The following is a 19,478-nucleotide window of genomic DNA, read 5'->3' on the forward strand; positions in this document are numbered from 1 at the left end:
ATCCGAGCCGCTTGCGGTGAGCGCGGACCAGGCCGGACACGAAGGTCAGGGTTCGATGTGACAACGGCAGAGCGGCACGGTAGAACAGCACGTGAAGCCCCTGGCATCTGCTGAGCGATCTTAATCGATAGTTCTGCTACCAGGGGCTTCGCCACATCCAGGCGCCGACGCGCCAGTCCACATCAACCCGTGATCAGCAAGAAGCCTTGCACGCCAACACATCCAGCCCAGGATGAAAATGGCTCATTGACGCTCAGGCTGTTCAGCATTCGCCTTCGGCTTGTCGGCCATGAATGAGACATGCGACAGTGTCGGCGAGTACAGCGTTCCAGGGCTGGCACGCACTTGGGCAAAGATGGCGGCGGTGGCACGTTGGACGGTGGGCAGAACATTGGGCGGTGTGGATCTTGAGAGCGCCGGACCTGTAGCGGGGAGTTTGAGCCGGCGCGGCGGCGCGGTTCGATCAACGCCACTGTCCAGCAGCCGATGCGGATGGAGTCGGGCAAGCACCAGGGCCTGGAGCCAACGAGGCGGTGCGCGTGACAGCGACGCGAAGAAATACACCTCTGGCCGTGTCACTACGCTGACCGCAGCTACTTCAGCGCGCACCGGAGTTGATTCTCCACCTTCTCAGTAGCGGTAGACGCGGTCAGTGACCGACGGGGCGGGTTGCTGGGGAGCAGTGCGCGGCGCCGAGATCCGTTGCGGGTCGCCGTCGGAGGTGTAGCGGAGGTCGGGGTTGGCGGCGAGCCGGTCGAGCCAGGCGGTCGAGCCGAACGCGGCTTCCTCGCCCGCCGAGGCCTGGGATCGGATGCGCGGGACGGCGGACGGGTCGAAGTCGGTGGAGAACGGTGACGGCGCCGGGTTGGCGCCGACCAGCATGACGCCGTCGAAGTGGTAGGTCACGCCGTCCGCCGCGCCATCCACGGCGAGATTCCGGGCACGCGGGTACGCGCCCAGCGGCAACGCCATGGTCCGCACGGCAACGCCGGGCACCGCGTCGGTGATGATCCGCTGCATGCCGGCGAGCTGGTGCTGCACCTCGGCCGGTGACGCGGCGCGCAGGTTGGCGTGGTCCAGGGTGTGGTCGCCGATCTCGAAACCGTGGGCGTGCAACCAGTTCAGCGTGGTCCTGCCGGTGGGTTCCTCGAACGGCGGGTTGAACACGTAGAACGTGGCCACCGGCCGGAAACCGGGATGGGCGGCGGCCACGTCCAGCAGGATGCGCACCGCGCAGCCCGGCACCGGCTGGCCCGTGCCGTCCAGCGCGAGCTGGGTGGCCGATCCATCGTCGAAGGTGAGCACGACGGGATGGGTGCCGGCCGGGATGTCGAGGTGCCCGGTGACGTAGTCGGTCGCGGTGACCGGGACGTAGCCCTCGGCGGCCAGCCGTTCCAGTTCGGCCCGGAAGTCGGCGGGAGTGCGGTCGTACACGCTGCTCGGCGCGTCGATGATCCGGTGGTACATGAGCACCGGGACCTCGCCGAGTTCGTTGGCGTGCACGGCTTCCGGCGCGGGCGGGGGTGGTGGCGCCGGGGACGGAGACGCACGGACCGCCGGTGGCGGGCTCGGTGGCGGTTGCGCGGCGCGCTGCCTGGCACCGCAGCCGGGCAGCATCACCGCGACCGCCAGCGCCGCCGCCGCGACGCCGGCCCCGCTCCTGCCCGCCGCCCCAACCATTGGCCCGCAGCGTAACGAAGAGATCATTCGGTTACCAGATGGTTAGTTGATCTGTGTAATAACGCCTGGGACAGTGATCGTGTCGGTGCAGCGCATCCAGACGGTCGGGGAGTCGAGGGCGTTGACGAGGACACCAGTGGCGGCGGCCGCGAAACGGCGCGTGGTTATCCGTCTGGTCAGGGCGTTCACCGGCATGCCGAGGTGGGCGCCGGTCGGGATGGGCACGGTGGTCGTGCTGGTGGCCGCCTATCTGAGTTTCGGCTCGATGTCCACTGTGGACGTTCGGGTGGACGGGTTGCCGGCACATCCGATCACGCCGGCGGCGGCGGGTTCCGGCTCCGTCCTAGTGGCCGCCTCGGTGCCGGCCGACCGGCTGCGGGTGCTCGTCGACGGTCGCGAGGCCACCACGGACCCGCGCGGCGGCGCGCTGTCGGTGCGCGCGGCCGGCCTCGCCGACGGTGTGCACGAGCTTCGGATCGTCGCGCCGCGCCCGTTCCCGTGGTTCGGCACCACCACGACCACTCGCCAGTTCACCGTGGACGGCACGCCACCGGGGCTTCAGGTGGAGGACTCGCTGCATCCGGAGGCGGCAGGTCAGCCGGTGACGGTCACCGGGATCGCGAGGGGCGCGGCGCGGGTCACGGTCGCCGGGCACACCGCGACACCGGGCCCGGACGGCGCCTTCTCCGTGGTGGTCGACCGGCCGGAGCACGAGGTCTCGGTGGTGGCCACGGACGCGGCCGGCAACCGCGTCGAGCGCACCCTGACCGTCCACACCAGACACCCCGGAATGCGGGCGGTGCACATGACCGGTCTCGCCTGGACCAGCGAGGCGCTCCGCGAACCCGTGCTGGACATGGCCCGGCAGGGCAAGATCGACGCCGTCGAACTGGACATCAAGGACGAGAGCGGGGAGGTGCCCTACGACTCGGCCGTGCCGATGGCGCAACAGATCGGCGCGGTCAGGGGCTACTACCACGCCCGGCAGGTGCTCGACCAGTTGCACGGCATGCACCTGCGCGTGGTGGGCCGGCTGGTCGCGTTCAAGGACCCGATCCTGGGCGGGGCCTCGTGGCGGGACGGCCACCCGGAGCGGGTGGTGCAGACGGCCGAGGGCACGCCGTGGAGCGGCGGCGGGTACGGCCAGTACGCGTTCACCAACTTCGCTGACCCGGTGGTGCGCCAGTACAACGTCGACATCGCCGCCGAGGCGGCCGCGCTGGGTTTCGACGACATCCTCTACGACTACGTGCGCCGGCCGGACGGTCCGATCGAGCGGATGCGGTTCCCCGGCCTGACCACCACGCCGGAGGCCGGCATCGCGGATTTTCTCCGGCAGACCCAGGTCGCCGTCCGCTCCCACCACGCCATGCTCGGGGCCTCGGTGTTCGGCATCTCCGTCAACCGGCCGACCCAGATCGCGCAGGACATTCCGCAGATGTCCCGGTACGTCGACTACGTCGCGCCGATGGTGTATCCGTCGCACTGGGGTCCGGGCGAGTTCAACGTGCCCGATCCGAACCGCCAGCCGTACGACATCGTGCGGCGCTCGCTCGCCGAGTTCGCGCGCGCCGTGCAGGGCACGGACGTGCAGATCATCCCGTGGCTGCAGGATTTCAGCCTGGGCGTGCCGTACGGGCCGGCCGAGGTGGCCGCGCAGATCGGGGCCGCGCGGGACGACGGGATGCCGTCCTTCCTGCTGTGGGCGCCCAACTGCCGCTACCACGACCAGCCGCTGGCCCGGTAGCGCGCACGCCCGCCCGCGGGCGGGCAGGACCGCGCCGGAGAACAGCTACAAGCGGTAGCTTTCCGAGCCAATACCGTGATCTTCCGGTCTGCGTGCCGTCATGTCGTGCTGTCACGGTTTCGGGTACACCCACCGTGGTCCTGCACCGATTCAGATAAAAGGTGACGATCGTTCATAACGCTCGGCCCGAGTCGGTATGGCTACTCTCGGCATAAGGCGCCGCGCGGCAGGGCTCGGCTCGACTGATCCAGTACGCCGTTTCCTTTGACCCTTACGGATGATGCGTCTACGTTCGGTGACCGGAAAATGGCGAAAGGTGCGGTGATGGCGAACAGCGCGTGGACACGACGGGATTTCTTCAAGCGTTCGATCGCCGCCGGAGCCGTCGTCCTGGGCGGCCCGACGTTGCTCGAGGCCTGTAGCCGGACGTCCCAGTCCGGTGGCGGCAGCGTGCTGGACAACGCGAAGAAATCGGGCACGATCAAGATCGGTATCGCGAACGAACAGCCGTACGGGTTCACCGACAAGAGCGGCAAGGTCACCGGTGAGGCCCCCGAGGTGGCCAGGGCCGTGTTCAAGAGCCTCGGTGTCAACGACGTGCAGGCCACCACGGTCGACTTCAACCAGCTCATCCCGGCGCTCAACGCCCGGCAGTACGACATGGTCGCGGCGGGCATGAACATCACTCCCGCCCGGTGTGGCAACGCCGCCTTCTCCATCCCGGACTACCACGCGCTCACCGCCTTCCTGGTGCCGAAGGGAAACCCCAAGGGCGTGGCCAGCTTCGACGACGTCAAGGGCAAGGGGCTGAAGCTGGCCGTGCTCAGCGGCGCGGTGGAGAAAGACTACGCCACCAAGAGCGGGGTGCCGGACGGGCAGGTCCAGAGTTTCGACACGCAGAACGCCCTGCTGCAGGCGGTGACCAGCGGCCGGGCGGACGCCGCGGCGCTGACCGACATCTCGCTGCACACCCTGGTGGCGCAGAACCCGGGCGCCGGGGTGGAGGTCACCAAGGGCTTCGACCCGGTGATCGACGGGAAGAAGGTGCTCTCCGCCGGTGGATTCGTCTTCCGCAAGGACGAGGACGACGTGCGCAACGCGTTCAACGACCAGTTGAAGAAGCTGCACGACAGCGGGCAGTGGCTGCAGATCGTCCAGCCCTTCGGCTTCAGCCAGGACAACCTGCCCGCGCCGGAGCTGACCACGGACAAGTTGTGCAGCTCCAGCTGAGCTGTCCCGAACCGGAGCGATCTGCGATGACGAGTATCGGAACGCGCCGGGGCGATGCCCGCGCGATCGCGGGCGCGGGGTGCCCTGGAACGCGCAACCGGTGGCTGCGATGCCATCCGGGCATCCCGGGGACGCGATCGCGGCGCGCGTTCCGGAACAAGCACTGACGGGTTTCCGGCCGTGTTCGACAACTTCGAGCTGTTCCTGACGACCCTGCTCCGCGGGGCGCCGCTGACGGTGGCCGCGACCGGCGGCGGGATCGTGCTCACCATCCTGCTGTCCTTCGTCGCGGGACTGGCGATGCTGTCCCGGTCGCGGTGGGTGCGGTTCCTCGCCCGGGTGTACGTCGAGGGCTGGCGCGGCACCTCCGAGGTGGTCCAGCTGTTCTGGATCTACTTCGCGGTGCCGCTGCTGGTGGGCTTCCAGCTTGTCCCGCTGTGGGCGGGCATCCTGGTGCTCGGTCTGAACCACGGGGCGTACGGCGCGGAGATCGTCCGGGGCGCGGTGAACGCGGTGCCGAGGGCCCAGCACGAGGGCGCCATCGCGCTCAACCTCGGCCCGGCGCAGCGGATCCGGAAGGTGATCCTGCCGCAGGCGTTCGTGGAGATGGTGCCGCCGTTCAACAACCTGTTCATCCAGTTGCTGAAGAGCAGTTCGCTGCTGTCGCTGATCACCGTCACCGAGATCACCAACCAGGGGGTGCAGGTGCTGGTGCCCAACTACACCGGGCAGGCGCTGACCATCTTCCTGATCATGCTCGTGCTGTACCTGATCCTGTCGCTGGTCATCACGGTGGTGATGCGGCTGGTGGAGCGCTGGGCGGCGCGGGTGGCCGGACGGCCGGCCACCGCGCGGGCCCGGGTGACCGGGGAGCTGGGGATCTAGATGGGCGGCTGGGACTGGGGCTTCGTCAGCCAGATCATGCCGACGCTGCTGCGCGGCCTGCTGGTCACCTTCGAGGCCACGCTGCTCGGCTCGGTGCTCGCCTTCGCCCTCGGGCTGGTGCTGGCGCTGCTGCGCCGCGCCGGGATCCCGGTGGTCAGCCGGCTGGTGTGGCTGTTCATCGAGTTCGTCCGCAGCACACCGCTGCTGGTGCAGCTCTACTTCCTGTTCTTCGTGCTGCCCGACTTCGGTATCCGGCTGTCCTCGCTGACCGCGGGGGTGATCGGGCTCGGCGTGCACTACGCGTGCTACACCGCCGAGGTGTACCGGGCCGGCATCGAGGGGGTGCCGCGGGCCCAGTGGGAGGCGGCGACCGCGCTCAGCCTGCCCCGGCACCGCACCTGGACCCGGGTGATCCTGCCGCAGGCGGTGCCCAGGGTGCTCCCGGCGCTGGGCAACTACGTCATCTCCATGTTCAAGGAGACGCCGTTGCTGCTCGCGATCGGCGTCATCGACCTGGTCGGCGCCGCCAAGGAGGCCGGCGCGGGCGCGTACCGTTACGTTGAGCCCTACACCCTCGCGGGTCTGCTGTTCCTGCTGCTCAGCTATCCCGCGGCGGTGCTGGTGCGGAGGTTGGAGCGGCGAGTTGGACACTGACACGAGCCCCGCCGGGACGTCACGTTCGGTGCCCGCCGACGACGTGATGATCCGCTTCGACAAGGTGGTCAAGCGGTTCGGCGACAACGTGGTGCTGCGCGAGCTCGACTTCCAGGCGCGGCCGGGGGAGCACGTCACCCTGATCGGTCCGAGTGGTTCCGGCAAGACCACGATCCTGCGGCTGCTGATGGGCCTGGAACGGGTGAACGGCGGCACCATCCAGGTTGGCGACGAGTACCTCAGCCACATGCGGCGCGGGGACAAGCTGGTGCCCGCCGACGAGCGGCACCTGCGCAAGGTGCGCCGGCGGATCGGCATGGTGTTCCAGCAGTTCAACCTGTTCCCGAACATGAACGTGCTGCGCAACCTCACCGAGGCGCCGATATCCGTGCTCGGTCAGCCGCGCGAGCAGGCCGAGGCGCGGGCCAAGGAACTGCTGGACATGGTGGGCCTGGCGGAGAAGCTGACCGCCAACCCTGCCGAGCTCTCCGGCGGTCAGCAGCAGCGGGTGGCCATCGCCAGGGCGCTGGCCATGCAGCCGGACGTGCTGCTGCTGGACGAGGTCACCTCCGCGCTCGATCCGGAGCTGGCCGCCGGCGTGCTGGACGTGCTGCGCGACATCGCCCGGTCCACCGACGTGACCCTGCTGTGCGTCACCCACGCGATGAAGTTCGCCAGGGACATCTCCGACCGGGTGCTCATGTTCGACGGCGGGAAGATCATCGAGGACGCGCCGCCCGCGGAGATCTTCGACTCCCCGCGCGAGGCGCGCACCCGCGACTTCCTCCAGTCGGTCATCGAGACCTGACAACGCGTCTCCGCCGCACCGCCGGCCGGCACCGCGGCATCGACCGGCCGAGGGAAAAAGGGGAGCTACGCGCGGGGCGGGGTCGCCACCTGCCACGGCTGGGCGGCCTCCAGCGCGCGGCACACCGCGAGCACCAGGTCGTCGGAGTGCCGTGGGCCGACGACCTGCACCCCGACCGGGCGACCGTCGCGGGTCAGCCCGGCCGGAACCGTCGCGGCCGGCTGCTGGGTGAGGTTGAAGGGGTAGGTGAACGGCGTCCAGTTCGGCCAGCTCTGGTACCGCCCGCCGGGCGGCACGTCGTGCCCGGCCTCGAACGCCGGCAGCGGCACGGTCGGCGTGATCAGCACGTCGTACTGCTCGTGGAACAGGCCCATCTGGATGCCCAGTGCCATCCGCTGCTCGGTGGCGTCCAGGTAGTCGGCGGCGGAGAAGGTCCGGCCGCGCCGCCACACCTCGGCCAGGCCCGGGTCCAGCTCGGGGGTGCGCTCGGCCGGGAACCTGTCGATCCACTTCGCCGCGCCGGTGCTCCACAGCACGTCGAAGGCGTCGATCGGGTCCTGGAACCCGGGATCGGCCATCTCCACGTTCAGCCCGATCTCGGCGAGCGTCTCGGCGGCCCGCTTGACGAGCTGCGCCACCTCCGGGTCCACCTCCACGTAGCCGAGCGTCGGGCTGAACGCCGCGGTGAGCCCGCGCACGCTGCGCCGCACCGCCTCCCGGTAGGAGCCCACCGGCGGCGGCAGTGCGGTCGGGTCGCGCGGGTCGGACAGCACCAGCACGTCGAGCAGCAGCGCGACGTCGTCCACCGACCAGGCCATCGGGCCGGCGTGTGAGAGGCTGCCGAACGGGCTCGCCGGGTAGAGCGGGATGCGGCCGTAGGTGGGCTTGAACCCGACGATGCCGCAGAACGAGGCGGGGATGCGCACCGAGCCGCCACCGTCGGTGCCCACCGACAGCGCGCCCATCCCGGCCGCCACGGCCGCGGCGCTGCCGCCGCTGGACCCACCCGGCGTGAGCGCCGGGTTCCACGGGTTGCGGGTCACTCCGGTCAGCGGGCTGTCGGTGACCGCCTTCCACGCCAGCTCGGGGGTGGTGGTCTTGCCGAGCAGCACTGCGCCGTGCTCGCGCAGCCGGGCGGTCACCGGGGAATCCACGTCCCACGGCTGCTGCGGGTCGATGCACCGGGAGCCGCGCAGCGTTGGCCAGCCCTCGGTGAGGAACATGTCCTTGATCGAGGTCGGCACACCGTCCAGCAGCCCGATCGGGTTGCCCTGGTCCCAGCGCTCCGCCGAGGTCTTCGCCTGCGCCATCGCCATCTCGGCGTCGACCAGGCAGTAGCAGTTCAGCTCCGGGTTCTCCGCCTCGATCCGGCGCAGCGCCGCCGCGGTCGCGTCGACCGGGGACAGCTCGCCCGAGGAGTAGCCCGCCACGAGCTCGGTCGCGGTCGGCAGCACGTTCTCATCCGGCATGCGTCGCTCCCTCTTCGGTGGCCCCGGTCCACGCGGCTGCGCCGGTCGGCACGTAGCCGAGTTTCTTGTCGACGACGTTACGGAGCGGCCGCCCGGACCGCCAGCGGTGAAAGTTGTCCACGAACAGCTCCGCGAGCGCCGGAAGCCAGCCCACGAAGTCGCCGGACATGTGCGGGGAGACCAGCACGTTCGGCATCGACCACAGCGGCGAGGAAGCCGGCAGCGGCTCCTCCTCGAACACGTCCAGAGCGGCCCCGGCGATCACTCCGCCCTCCAGGGCGCGGACGAGGTCGTCGGTCACCACGTGCGCGCCCCGGCCCACGTTGATCAACCGGGCGGACGGCTTCATCGTGGCCAGCGTGGTGGCGTTGAACATGCCCTCGGTCTGCTCGGTCAGCGGCGCGACGGCGATGACGAAGTCCGCGTGCGGCAGCCGGTCGGTCAGCGAGCCGAACGGGTACACGGTGCCGAAGTCCGGGTCGCCGTCTCGGGCGGCGCGGCCCACGCCCGCCACCCGCAGGCCCACCGCGCGCAGCATCCTGGCGATCGCCCTGCCGATCGGCCCGCTGCCCACCACCAGGGCGGTGCGGCCCACCACGCGCTCGGTCTCCCGGTGGTGCCAGCGACGCTCCCGCTGCGCGTCCACCGTGCCCACCAGGTCCTTGGCGAAGGCGATCACCAGCCCGAGCACGTACTCGGCGATGGACTCCTCGAACACCCCGCGCGAGTTGGTCAACACCACGTCGCTGTCCCGCAGCTCGGGGAACAGCAGCCGGTCGACACCCGCACTGGCCACGTGCACCCACCGCAGCCGGTCGGCGGCGGGCCACGCGTCCGCCACGGCAGTGGACAGGAAGTCCCAGACGAAAAGGATGTCGGTCCCCGGCAAGTTTTTACTTAGATGTGACGCAGTGGTGTAACGGACCTCGGCTTCTGTGTCGACACTGTCCATGCCGGGCGGACGATGCCCGGCATGGAGCACGGTCAGCACGGGCCTCCCGTCACTCCCCATGGCCGCGCTCCCCAACCCCGACAGTCCCGATATCACCCTCCTGCCGCACATTGACACCGTATGGAGAGATCGTATTATTGTCAACAATCCGAGGGTCAGGCCCGGAGGGGAGTGACGAACACCGAATCCGGGGGTGAGCCTTGGACTTCACCGACCTCGACGGGCCGCTGGCCCAGCGCGGTATCGGCATCATCGCCCCGTTCGACATGGCGCTCGAACGTGAGCTGTGGCGCTGGGTACCCGCGGAGGTGTCACTCCATCTCGCCCGGACCCCGTACGAGCCGGTCCCGGTCAGCCTGGAGATGGCGGAACTGGTGAGCAACCCCCGGCATGTCGCGATCGCCACCCGGGACGTGCTGCACGTCGAACCGGAGGTGGTCGCGTACCTGTGCACGTCGGGGAGCTTCATCCACGGGGTGGCCGCGGAGGAGGGGCTGCGCAAGGTCATCGTCGACTCCGGCGCACCCAGGGCGGTCACCACGTCCGGGGCACTCGCCGAGGTGCTGGACCGGCTGGCGCTGCGGCGGATCTCGGTGGTCACGCCCTACTACGCCGACCTCACCGCGAAGCTGCACGAGTTCCTCGGCGAACTGGGCGTGGAGACGGTGGCCAGCGAGCACCTCGGGCTCGGAGGCGGCATCTGGAAGGTCAGCTACCGGACGGTGGCCGAACACATCCTGCGCGCCGACCGACCCGACGCCGAGGCGATCTTCGTGAGCTGCACCAACCTGCCCACCTACGACCTGATCAACCCGCTGGAGGAGACGCTGGGCAAGCCGGTGTTCACGGCCAACCAGCTCACCATGTGGGCCTGCCTGGACCGGATGGAACTGCCCATCACCGGGCCGGGCAGTTGGATCAACGCGGTGCAGAACTCGACCGACTGATGTCGACAATCAAGCGATACGGAGGCTGTTGATGACCACGGTGGGGTTCCTGTACCCGGGCCACGCCGCCGAGGACGACTACCCGAGGATGGAGCGCATCCTCGGCGACGGCGTCCGGCTGCTCGTGGCGCACACCGACGGCGAGGACCTGCACGCCGTGGACGCGCTGCTCGACCTGGGTGCGCACCACCGGCTCGTGGACGGCTTCGAGCGGCTGCGCCCGCACGGTCCGCAGGCCGTGGTCTGGGCCTGCACCAGCGGCAGCTTCGTGTTCGGCTGGGACGGCGCGGCCGCGCAGGTGGACAAGCTCGCCACCGCCACCGGGCTGCCCGCGTCCAGCACGTCGTTCGCCTTCGTCCGGGCTGCCCACGCGCTGGGCGTGCGGAAGGTCGCCGTGGCGGCCAGCTACCCGCCGGAGGTGGCCGAACGCTTCGTCGGGTTCCTCGCCGACGGCGGCATCGAGGTCATCTCGCTGACCAGCGCGGGCATCGTCACCGCGGCCGAGGTCGGCCGGCTGCCGGACGAGGACGTGGTGCGGCTGGCCGCGGGCAACGACCACCCGGACGCGGAGGCGCTGCTCATCCCGGACACCGCGATGCGCACGGTGGGCCTGCTGCCGCGGCTGGAGTCCGAACTCGGCAAGCCGGTGCTGACGGCGAACCAGGTGACCGTGTGGGAGGGGCTGCGCCTGGTCGGCGATACTAGGTCGACTTCCCGGGCGGGCGCGCTGTTCCGGACCGGGACGGGGGAGAACGGGAGCAGGTAGCGGTGGCGTTGGCGGAACTCCAACCGGTGAACCGCGACTCGACCGCGGCCATCATCGCCGAGCAACTCCGCGCGGCGATCATGAACGGGTCGCTGCCGCCGGGTACCCAGCTCGGCGAGGTGGATCTCGCGGCGAAGTTCCAGGTCAGCAGGGGACCGCTGCGCGAGGCTATGCAGCGGCTGGTCCAGGAGGGCCTGCTGCGCAGCGAGCGGCACCGCGGCCTGTTCGTCATCGACCTGGAACCCGCGGACGTCTTCGACATCTACACCACCCGCAACGCCATCGAGCAGGCCGCCGCGACCCTCATCATGCGCGGCGGACGGGCCGAGCAGGCCGCCGGCGCGCTCGAGGAGGTGCTGGCCGAGATGCGGGCCGCGGTGCGGCGCGGCGACCCGCACGCGGCCAGTGACGCCGACTCCCGCTTCCACGAGGTGCTGGTGGCCGCGTCCGGCAGCCGCCGGCTGACCAGGATGGCCAGGACCCTGCTCACCGAGACCGGCATGTGCATCGCCGCGCTGCAGCGCACCTACGAGGTCCCGGACGCCCAGGTCGCCGAGCACACCGGCATCGTCGACGCGATCCGAGGCGGCCGGGAGTCGCTGCTGCTCAAGCTGATCGACTCGCACATGGAGGACGGCATCCGCCGGCTGCTGCCCGGCTACAGCCTGCACGGCCCCGGCCCGGAACCGAGCGAGCCCCCGTCATCCGCCGGGGCCGCGGACGCCCCGGCACGGCCGGCCCGGCCCAGGACCCGGCGCCGCTCCGCCGCGCGCAAGCCGGCCGGCTGAGTCAGGCGGCCGTCGGGTGCTTGCCAGCAGCGCGCGTACCTCCAGCACCGCCGCGCGGCCGGCGCGGCTGGCCCCCACGGTGCTCGCCGGCAGAACTCACAGCCGGCGGTGCATGATGTGCAGCCCGACCGGGCCGTGCCGCGGGTGGTCGAACGCCTCCGGCACGGTGGCCAGGATGGTGAAGCCCAGCGACCGCCACAGCCGCACCGCGCCGGTGTTGGTCTCCACGACCGCGTTGAACACCATGGCCCGGTAGCCGTCCGCGCGGGCGGCGTCGAGCACGTGCTCGGCCAGCCGGCGGCCGACCCCGCGGCCGCCGTGGTCCGGGTCGACCATGAACCCGGCGTTGGCCACCCGGTCGGCCGGCGGGCCGTAGTTGGGCTTGAGCAGCGCGGAGCCGAGGATGTCCGCACCGTCCTCGACCACGAACACCCGCGCGGGCGGCGGCCGCATCCACAGCTCGCGGGCCGTGTCGGCGTCCGTGGCCGGATCCCAGGTGTAGGTCTCACCCGCCGCCACGATCCGGTGCCAGAACGGCCAGATCCTCGGCCAGTCGCCCGGCACCGCGTCTCAGCACGGTGTCACCGTACGGCGGGTCGCGGGCCGGACACCGCGTCCCGGATCGCCTTGCCGAGTTCGCCCGTGGTGGCCCGGCCGCCGATGTCGGGCGTGCGCACCGTCCCGTCCCGCAGCACCGCGTCCACCGCGTCCCGCACGGCGGCGCCGGCGGCGTGCTCGCCGAGGTGGTCGAGCATCATGGCCGCGGTGAGGATCTGGGCGACCGGGTTGGCCAGGCCCCGGCCGGCGATGTCCGGCGCGGAGCCGTGCACCGCCTCGAACATCGACGGGTGGCGGCGCTCCGGGTTGACGTTCGCCGAGGGTGCGGTGCCCAGCCCGCCGACCACGGCCGCGGCCAGGTCGCTGAGAATGTCGCCGAACAGGTTGGACGCGACCACCACGTCCACCCGGTCCGGTCGCAGCACCATCCGCGCGGCCAGCGCGTCCACGTGGCACTGCTCGTGTGGGATGTCCGGGTAGCCGGCGGCGACCTCGGCGAACACCTCGTCCCAGAAGGGCATGGAGTGCACCAGCCCGTTGGACTTGGTCGCCGAGCACACCGCGCCGCCCCGCTCCCGGGCCAGCTCGAAGGCGTACCGGATGATCCGGTGCACGCCGCGCCGGGTGAACACCGACTGCTGCACGACGAACTCGTCCGGCGTTCCGGGATTGTGCCGGCCGCCGATCCGCGAGTACTCACCCTCGGAGTTCTCCCGCACGATCACCATGTCCAGGTCGGCGGCCTCCCGCCCGGCGAGCGGGCTGACCAGGCCGGGCAGCAGCCGCACCGGGCGCAGGTTGACGTACTGGTCGAAGGCGCGCCGGATCGGGATGAGCAGCCCCCACAGCGAGACGTGGTCGGGAACGCCGGGAAAGCCGACCGCGCCGAGCAGGATGGCGTCGTGCTCGGCCAGCCGCTCCAGCCCGTCCTCCGGCATCATCCGACCGGTGCGGGTGTACCGCTCGCAGCTCCAGTCGAACTCCGTCCACCGCAGACGGAAGCCGTGCCGTTCCGCCGCGCGGTCGAGCACCTGGCGTGCCTCGCCGGTGACCTCGACGCCGATGCCGTCGCCCGGAATGCAGGCGATGCGGTACCCGCTCACCGTGCCGCCTCCGCCGGAAGGAGCGCGTCGGCGGTGTCTGTTGCCGCCTGCGCGGGAGAAAGCACGTCGGCGGTCACGCGAGGCCCACCGCGACGTACTTGGTCTCCAGGAACTCGTCGATGCCGACCCGGCCGCCCTCCCGGCCCAGCCCGGAGTGCTTGGTGCCGCCGAACGGGGCCGCCGGGTTGGACACCAGGCCCTGGTTCAGTCCAACCATGCCGCACTCCAGCCGCTCGCAGACCCGCAGCGCGCGGTCCAGGTCGCGGGTGTAGACGTAGCTGACCAGGCCGTACTCGGTGTCGTTGGCGGCGGTCACCGCCTCGTCCTCGGTGTCGAACACGCTGATCGGCGCGACCGGGCCGAAGATCTCCTCGCGCGCCATCCGTGCGTCGCCCGGCACGTCGGCCAGCACGGTGGGCCGGTAGAAGTACCCCTCGCCGTCCACTGCGGACCCGCCGAGCAGGAGTTTCGCGCCGCGCTCGCAGGCGTCCGACACCAGGCCGGACACCTTGTCGACGGCGTCGGGGTCGATCAGCGGGCCGATGGTCACGCCGTCCTCGGTGCCCCGCCCGATGCGCAGCGCGGACATCCGCTCCACCAGCCTCGCGGTGAACTCCTCGGCGATCTCCCGCTGCACGTAGAACCGGTTCGCCGCGGTGCACGCCTCGCCGATGTTGCGCAGCTTGGCGGTCATCGCGCCCTCGACGGCGGCGTCCAGGTCGGCGTCGGCGAACACCAGGAACGGGGCGTTCCCGCCGAGTTCGAGCGACACCCGCAGCACCTGGTCGGCGCACTGCTCCAGCAGCCTGCGGCCGACCGCGGTGGACCCGGTGAACGACAGCTTGCGCGCCCGGCCGTCCCGGATCAGCGGCTCCATCACCGCGCCCGGCCGGCTGGTGGTCACCACGTTGAGCACCCCGTCCGGCAGGCCGGCCTCGGCGAGGATGTCGGCCAGCGCCAGCATGGACAGCGGGGTCTGCTCCGCCGGCTTGATCACCATGGTGCAGCCGGCGGCCACCGCGGGCCCGATCTTGCGGGTGCCCATGGCCATCGGGAAGTTCCACGGGGTGATCAGCAGGCACGGCCCGACCGGCTGCCGCATCACCAGGAACCGGCCCTTTCCGTTGGGCGCCACCGCGTAACCGCCGTCGACGCGCACCGCCTCCTCGGCGAACCAGCGGAAGAACTCGGCGGCGTAGGCGATCTCGCCCCTGGCCTCGGCCAGCGGCTTGCCCATCTCCAGCGTCATCAGCAGGGCCAGGTCGTCCACCCGGTCCAGCAGGAGTTGGTAGGCGCGGCGCAGGATCTCGCCCCGCTCCCGGGGCGGGTACCCGGCCCACTCGCGCTGCGCGGCCACCGCGGCGTCCAGCGCGGCGAGGCCGTCCTCCGGGCCGGCATCCGCGACCTCGCACAGCGCCCGGCCGGTGGATGGGTCGACCACCGGGAACGTCCCGCCGGCGCGGGCCGGCTGCCACTTGCCGGCGAGGAAAAGCTCCTTGGGTACCTGCTCCACCACCGTCGCTTCGCGCGCTGGCACGCTCGTCACGGGGCGCTCCTCGCCGATCGTTGTGTGGGATTCCGGGTCATGCTATGCATATTGTCAACAATCCGACAACAGGGGAGACGTTGCCATGGCCCAGCTGTCACCGCTGCTCAAGCAAGCGACCCCGGTGCTCGTCGACCGCGGCGAGGGCGTGCACGTGTTTGACGAGTCCGGACGCCGCTACCTGGACTTCACCGCGGGCATCGGGGTGACGAGCACCGGGCACTGCCACCCCAGGGTGGTCCGGGCCGCCCAGGAGCAGGTCGGCAAACTGATCCACGGCCAGTACACCACGGTGATGCACCGGCCGTTGCTCACCCTGTGCGAGCGGCTGGGCGAGGTGCTGCCCGAGGGGCTGGACTCGCTGTTCTTCGTCAACTCCGGCAGCGAGGCCGTCGAGGCGGCGCTGCGGCTGGCCCGGCACGCCACCGGCCGGCCGAACGTGGTGGTCTTCCAGGGCTCCTTCCACGGCCGCACCATGGGCGCGGCGTCACTGACCACCTCGGGCACCCGGTTCCGCTCCGGGTTCGCCCCGATCATGGGTGGGGTGCACGTGGCCCCGTTCCCGTACGCCTACCACTACGGCTGGGACGAGCGGACGGCCACCGAGTTCGCCCTGCGCGAGCTGGACTACCTGTTCGCCACCGCCTGCTCGCCGGCCGACACCGCGGCGTTCTTCGTCGAGCCGGTGCTCGGCGAGGGCGGCTACGTACCGGCGAACCGCGAGTTCCTCGCCGGCCTGCGGGAGCGCGCCGAGCGGCACGGCATCCTGCTGGTCGCCGACGAGGTGCAGACCGGGTTCGGCCGCACCGGCCGGTTCTGGGGGCTGGACCACTTCGGCGTCCGCCCCGACGTGGTAGTCACCGCCAAGGGCCTGGCCAGCGGGTTCCCGCTGTCCGCGATCGCGGCGCCGCGGGAACTGATGAACAAGGCCTGGCCGGGCTCGCAGGGCGGCACCTACGGCGGCAACGCGGTGGCCTGCGCGGCGGCGCTGGCCACCCTGGACGTGATCAAGGACGAAGGCCTGGTGGAGAACGCCGCCGCCATGGGGCAGCGGCTGATCGAGGGCGCCCGGTCGGTGGCCCGGGAGCACGCGGTCATCGGTGACGTCCGTGGGCTGGGCCTGATGGTGGGCTCCGAGTTCACCACCCCGGACGGCAAGCCGGACACCGCGACCGCGCAGCGCGCCCAGCGTGAGGCGGCCGCGCGGGGACTGCTGCTGCTGATGTGCGGCGCGTGGATGAACGTGGTGCGGATGATCCCCGCGCTGGTGGTGGACGCCGAGCAGGTGGACGAGGCGGTCCAGATCTGGTCCGACTCCGTCAAGGCCGCCGTCGCCGCCGGCGAGTGAGCGGCTTCCTGGCCGCCCCCGGAGAAATTCCCGCAGGGCATCCAGAACGTCGACACCCTTCTCACCCGCGCCTCGGGCAAGAGCTCTTCAACACCAGCGGCGATCGGTACTCTCCCGCAGGACGTCGTGGTGGCGCCGCTCGGGCACGCCTGGCTGCCCGCCGCGCGCCACCTGTTGGTTTTGATCTCTGCGAGCATCCCGGTGCCGACACCGTCAGGCGTAGATGCTCGCATGCAGGTCAGGGTCATCTTGTGCGATTCAGTGGAGGCTTGTTGACCTCGTCGAAGATCCCTCTTCCGGGGTTGCTCGCAACGTGCTACATTTCCGCAGGTCAGACCGGCCAAATCAGCCGAGCTGTCACTCCGGCCCCCGCGGCCGGACTCCATTGCGGCACGAAGTCCTCCAAACGCCAGACGTTCGCGCTTAGGGTGGTCACTCCGGCCCCCGCGGCCGGACTCCATTGCGGCTCAGCCTCGTGGGGTTGGGCTGGTCGCTGTGGACGTCACTCCGGCCCCCGCGGCCGGACTCCATTGCGGCCGACCAGCCGTGGTACCGGCGGGTGAGCAGGTCCAGGAGGTCACTCCGGCCCCCGCGGCCGGACTCCATTGCGGCCCTGCATACCGGCACGCCACTTGATGCACCTCGTTGCACGTCACTCCGGCCCCCGCGGCCGGACTCCATTGCGGCCTCCGGGACCGGCGGGTCCCCGCGGCGAAGCCGGACCACGTCACTCCGGCCCCCGCGGCCGGACTCCATTGCGGCAGGTCGACCTCCCGGGGCCCCACGCATACCGAGTCCGTCACTCCGGCCCCCGCGGCCGGACTCCATTGCGGCCGTCTGCTGGTTATGAGGCTGTCGAGTTGGGCGCGAGTCACTCCGGCCCCCGCGGCCGGACTCCATTGCGGCAGCACCTGGCGGGCGAGGGTGTCCAGGCTGTCCAGGTCACTCCGGCCCCCGCGGCCGGACTCCATTGCGGCAGCCCATGCGTGATCGTGCTGACCCATGCCTCAGACGTCACTCCGGCCCCCGCGGCCGGACTCCATTGCGGCCCGACGCCTGACCCCGGACGCACTGCGGCCCCGCATCCGGTCACTCCGGCCCCCGCGGCCGGACTCCATTGCGGCCTCGAAACCCCGGTAATGCGGTTGGTCCATCTCCGCCCGGTCACTCCGGCCCCCGCGGCCGGACTCCATTGCGGCTTCATTAGGATCTTGTTCGCCCGGAACGCCTGCTCGCTGGTCACTCCGGCCCCCGCGGCCGGACTCCATTGCGGCAGAGGACATCGAACGGATAGACGCGCGCACTTCCTGGTCACTCCGGCCCCCGCGGCCGGACTCCATTGCGGCGGGGATAACCAGACGCAGCCGCTGGTCCGGGTCGCCGGTCACTCCGGCCCCCGCGGCCGGACTCCATTGCGGCCCAAAGCTCTCGCATCCAATCGCGTTGTGGTCCCTGGTCACTCCGGCCCCCGCGGCCGGACTCCATTGCGGCAACATCCGCCTGCCCGTCCCGCTCGAACTCGACTCGGTCACTCCGGCCCCCGCGGCCGGACTCCATTGCGGCTACGGGCAGCCGGAGATCCAAGCTCACATCCGCCGGTCACTCCGGCCCCCGCGGCCGGACTCCATTGCGGCCAGGACGTGAAGCAGGTGCCCGGTGGTGGCGTAGCTGGTCACTCCGGCCCCCGCGGCCGGACTCCATTGCGGCCCCGATACCGAGCACCACCGCACGCACGCGCACCTAGTCACTCCGGCCCCCGCGGCCGGACTCCATTGCGGCGTTTGCACCCAGTGGTCGGCGACTTGGTGGGCGACGAGGTCACTCCGGCCCCTGCGGCCGGACTCCATTGCGGCTCGTGCATGGCGAGGGTGATGTGGCCGCCGCCGTCATGTCACTCCGGGCCCCTGCGGCCGGACTCCATTGCGGCCGTAGGCCGCGCCTCCCCCGGTATCCCCCGGGCCAGTTGGTACGGGACCGTCAAAGCAGGGACCACCGGTCTCGTAATCTTTCTCATCGGATTTTCGGTCATTGGTTGGATTAAAGGCATCGGGCTACATATCTTCAGCTTCTGGTTCTTCTGGCTAATCGCAGCACTCGCGGGGCTTGGTGCAGCAGCGTCCACCCGTAAGGATTGGTGTGCTGCCGGCGCTGACTGGGTGATGCATCAGGGCGGGTGGGTGCTCACTTATGAACTGACCGAGATCAAGACTCGCGGCATCAGCAACGGTGGCGAAGGGCGCGGCGCTGAAGGGCACCGCCCGTAGCGCCCTGGGTCTACATCCGCCAGCCAGCGCACCGCCCGCGACCGCCTGAGAGCGGGTTGTGAAGGTGATGGGGAGGAGGACGAGGGGAGGGTGCAACCGGCCGGCGTCGCGCGGGCTACTCCGCCCGGCGGAAGGTCAGCGTCTCGCCTTCGACGCCGCGCAGCCACATGTCCTGCGCGGCCCTGGCGATCTCGTCCAGCCCGTCCTCGATGGTGGCGAACACGTTGCCGGGTATCCAGCCCTGGTCGCCGTTGATGAGCAGGTTGTTCCGCCCGTAGAACAGCGCGAGGTCGACCACGTGCTCGCCGCTGTGCGCCTGGCTGCCCTCGTTGTAGCCGTAGGCGGCGTTGCCGATCTGCCACGGCTCGAAGCCGAAGTAGCAGACGTCCCCCGGGATCGGGGTGACCGTCGGGTTCTCCATGCCGGGCCCGGGCTGCGCGAACGCCGGCAGCAACGCATAGATCTCGTTGCGGGCGTACTTCGCGTGGTAGGCGTCGCCGCTCTGCGGGAGGGCGTCCCACACCGCCGCGCAGGTCCGCGGCGCCAGGTCGTCCAGCAGGCGGGCCACGCAGCTCACGCCGCGCTTGTCCAACGAGATGGTGATGCGCCTGGACATGGAGCAGACCCCTTCCACTGCGAGCGCGCACAAGCTCGGTCCGTGCCGAAGCGTGCCGGGAGGACGTCGGATTGTCAACAATCCGCGCTACCTGGTGGTGTCGGCGGCGCGGCGCCG

General features: G+C 70.8%; 16 protein-coding genes, 1 pseudogene and 1 CRISPR repeat array. Of the genes and pseudogenes, 9 read left to right on the forward strand and 8 right to left on the reverse strand.

Going from position 1 to position 19,478, the window contains the following annotated elements:
• Both FFT21_RS25640 and FFT21_RS25645 read right to left on the reverse strand, forming a co-directional pair.
• Nucleotides 1-91 (reverse strand): annotated as a pseudogene (locus FFT21_RS25640) (IS5/IS1182 family transposase); the annotation flags it as partial.
• A 539-nt stretch (nt 92-630) separates the two neighbouring features.
• On the reverse strand, nt 631-1,680 hold the full coding sequence (locus FFT21_RS25645; RefSeq protein WP_137816494.1) for a polysaccharide deacetylase family protein: 1,050 nt from the start codon (nt 1,678-1,680) through the stop codon (nt 631-633).
• A 160-nt stretch (nt 1,681-1,840) separates the two neighbouring features.
• Here FFT21_RS25645 and FFT21_RS25650 point away from each other — a divergent pair, with 160 nt between their 5' ends.
• The 5 genes from FFT21_RS25650 (at nt 1,841) to ehuA (ending at nt 7,004) form a co-directional block, all read left to right on the forward strand.
• Nucleotides 1,841-3,427 (forward strand): putative glycoside hydrolase, encoded by a 1,587-nt coding sequence (locus tag FFT21_RS25650; RefSeq protein WP_225978762.1) that lies wholly within the window; start codon nt 1,841-1,843, stop codon nt 3,425-3,427.
• Between the two features lie 324 nt (nt 3,428-3,751).
• A complete protein-coding gene (gene ehuB / locus FFT21_RS25655) occupies nt 3,752-4,657 on the forward strand; it encodes an ectoine/hydroxyectoine ABC transporter substrate-binding protein EhuB (RefSeq protein ID WP_137816495.1) in 906 nt (301 codons plus the stop codon).
• Between the two features lie 180 nt (nt 4,658-4,837).
• A complete protein-coding gene (gene ehuC / locus FFT21_RS25660) occupies nt 4,838-5,542 on the forward strand; it encodes an ectoine/hydroxyectoine ABC transporter permease subunit EhuC (protein ID WP_225978763.1) in 705 nt (234 codons plus the stop codon).
• The gene (ehuD, locus tag FFT21_RS25665; RefSeq protein ID WP_137816497.1) at nt 5,543-6,196 is read left to right on the forward strand and encodes an ectoine/hydroxyectoine ABC transporter permease subunit EhuD; all 654 of its coding nucleotides are present in this window, start codon (nt 5,543-5,545) and stop codon (nt 6,194-6,196) included.
• A gap of 46 nt (nt 6,197-6,242) precedes the next feature.
• Nucleotides 6,243-7,004, forward strand: coding sequence for an ectoine/hydroxyectoine ABC transporter ATP-binding protein EhuA (ehuA, locus tag FFT21_RS25670; RefSeq protein WP_137816520.1), 762 nt, complete (start codon nt 6,243-6,245; stop codon nt 7,002-7,004).
• 65 nt (nt 7,005-7,069) lie between these two features.
• Here ehuA and FFT21_RS25675 read toward each other — a convergent pair whose 3' ends face one another.
• Nucleotides 7,070-8,473: an amidase gene (locus tag FFT21_RS25675; protein ID WP_137816498.1), complete on the reverse strand. Its 1,404-nt coding sequence runs from the start codon at nt 8,471-8,473 to the stop codon at nt 7,070-7,072.
• The gene (locus FFT21_RS25680) at nt 8,463-9,485 is read right to left on the reverse strand and encodes a D-2-hydroxyacid dehydrogenase (RefSeq protein ID WP_137816499.1); all 1,023 of its coding nucleotides are present in this window, start codon (nt 9,483-9,485) and stop codon (nt 8,463-8,465) included. Before FFT21_RS25680 ends, FFT21_RS25675 begins: the two co-directional genes overlap by 11 nt.
• 140 nt (nt 9,486-9,625) lie before the next feature.
• Between FFT21_RS25680 and FFT21_RS25685 the strand changes: the two genes are divergently transcribed.
• The 3 genes from FFT21_RS25685 to FFT21_RS25695 are packed head-to-tail and all read left to right on the forward strand — an operon-like array spanning nt 9,626 to nt 11,926.
• On the forward strand, nt 9,626-10,372 hold the full coding sequence (locus tag FFT21_RS25685; RefSeq protein ID WP_137816500.1) for a maleate cis-trans isomerase family protein: 747 nt from the start codon (nt 9,626-9,628) through the stop codon (nt 10,370-10,372).
• Nucleotides 10,373-10,403: 31 nt separating this feature from the next.
• The gene (locus FFT21_RS25690; RefSeq protein WP_137816501.1) at nt 10,404-11,138 is read left to right on the forward strand and encodes a maleate cis-trans isomerase family protein; all 735 of its coding nucleotides are present in this window, start codon (nt 10,404-10,406) and stop codon (nt 11,136-11,138) included.
• Between the two features lie 2 nt (nt 11,139-11,140).
• On the forward strand, nt 11,141-11,926 hold the full coding sequence (locus tag FFT21_RS25695; protein ID WP_137816502.1) for a GntR family transcriptional regulator: 786 nt from the start codon (nt 11,141-11,143) through the stop codon (nt 11,924-11,926).
• A gap of 96 nt (nt 11,927-12,022) precedes the next feature.
• Here FFT21_RS25695 and FFT21_RS25700 read toward each other — a convergent pair whose 3' ends face one another.
• From FFT21_RS25700 to FFT21_RS25710, 3 genes are all read right to left on the reverse strand, one after another.
• Nucleotides 12,023-12,490 (reverse strand): GNAT family N-acetyltransferase, encoded by a 468-nt coding sequence (locus FFT21_RS25700; RefSeq protein ID WP_137816503.1) that lies wholly within the window; start codon nt 12,488-12,490, stop codon nt 12,023-12,025.
• 17 nt (nt 12,491-12,507) lie between these two features.
• Nucleotides 12,508-13,587, reverse strand: a complete 1,080-nt coding sequence (locus FFT21_RS25705) for a tartrate dehydrogenase (RefSeq protein ID WP_137816504.1) — start codon at nt 13,585-13,587, stop codon at nt 12,508-12,510.
• Between the two features lie 73 nt (nt 13,588-13,660).
• Nucleotides 13,661-15,124, reverse strand: a complete 1,464-nt coding sequence (locus FFT21_RS25710; protein ID WP_371856865.1) for an NAD-dependent succinate-semialdehyde dehydrogenase — start codon at nt 15,122-15,124, stop codon at nt 13,661-13,663.
• Between the two features lie 94 nt (nt 15,125-15,218).
• Here FFT21_RS25710 and FFT21_RS25715 point away from each other — a divergent pair, with 94 nt between their 5' ends.
• Nucleotides 15,219-16,481, forward strand: a complete 1,263-nt coding sequence (locus FFT21_RS25715; RefSeq protein WP_137816506.1) for an aspartate aminotransferase family protein — start codon at nt 15,219-15,221, stop codon at nt 16,479-16,481.
• 356 nt (nt 16,482-16,837) lie between these two features.
• Nucleotides 16,838-18,334: a CRISPR direct-repeat array (repeat unit 36 nt; unit sequence GTCACTCCGGCCCCCGCGGCCGGACTCCATTGCGGC).
• 526 nt (nt 18,335-18,860) lie between these two features.
• On the opposite strand, the gene FFT21_RS25720 is transcribed toward FFT21_RS25715, so the two are convergent.
• Nucleotides 18,861-19,361 carry a DUF3830 family protein gene (locus FFT21_RS25720; protein ID WP_137816507.1) on the reverse strand — a complete coding sequence of 167 codons (501 nt, stop codon included), beginning with the start codon at nt 19,359-19,361 and terminating at the stop codon, nt 18,861-18,863.
• Nucleotides 19,362-19,478 lie beyond the last annotated feature (117 nt).

Source organism: Gandjariella thermophila, from assembly GCF_005405885.1.
GTDB classification, from domain to species: Bacteria; Actinomycetota; Actinomycetes; order Mycobacteriales; family Pseudonocardiaceae; genus Gandjariella; species Gandjariella thermophila.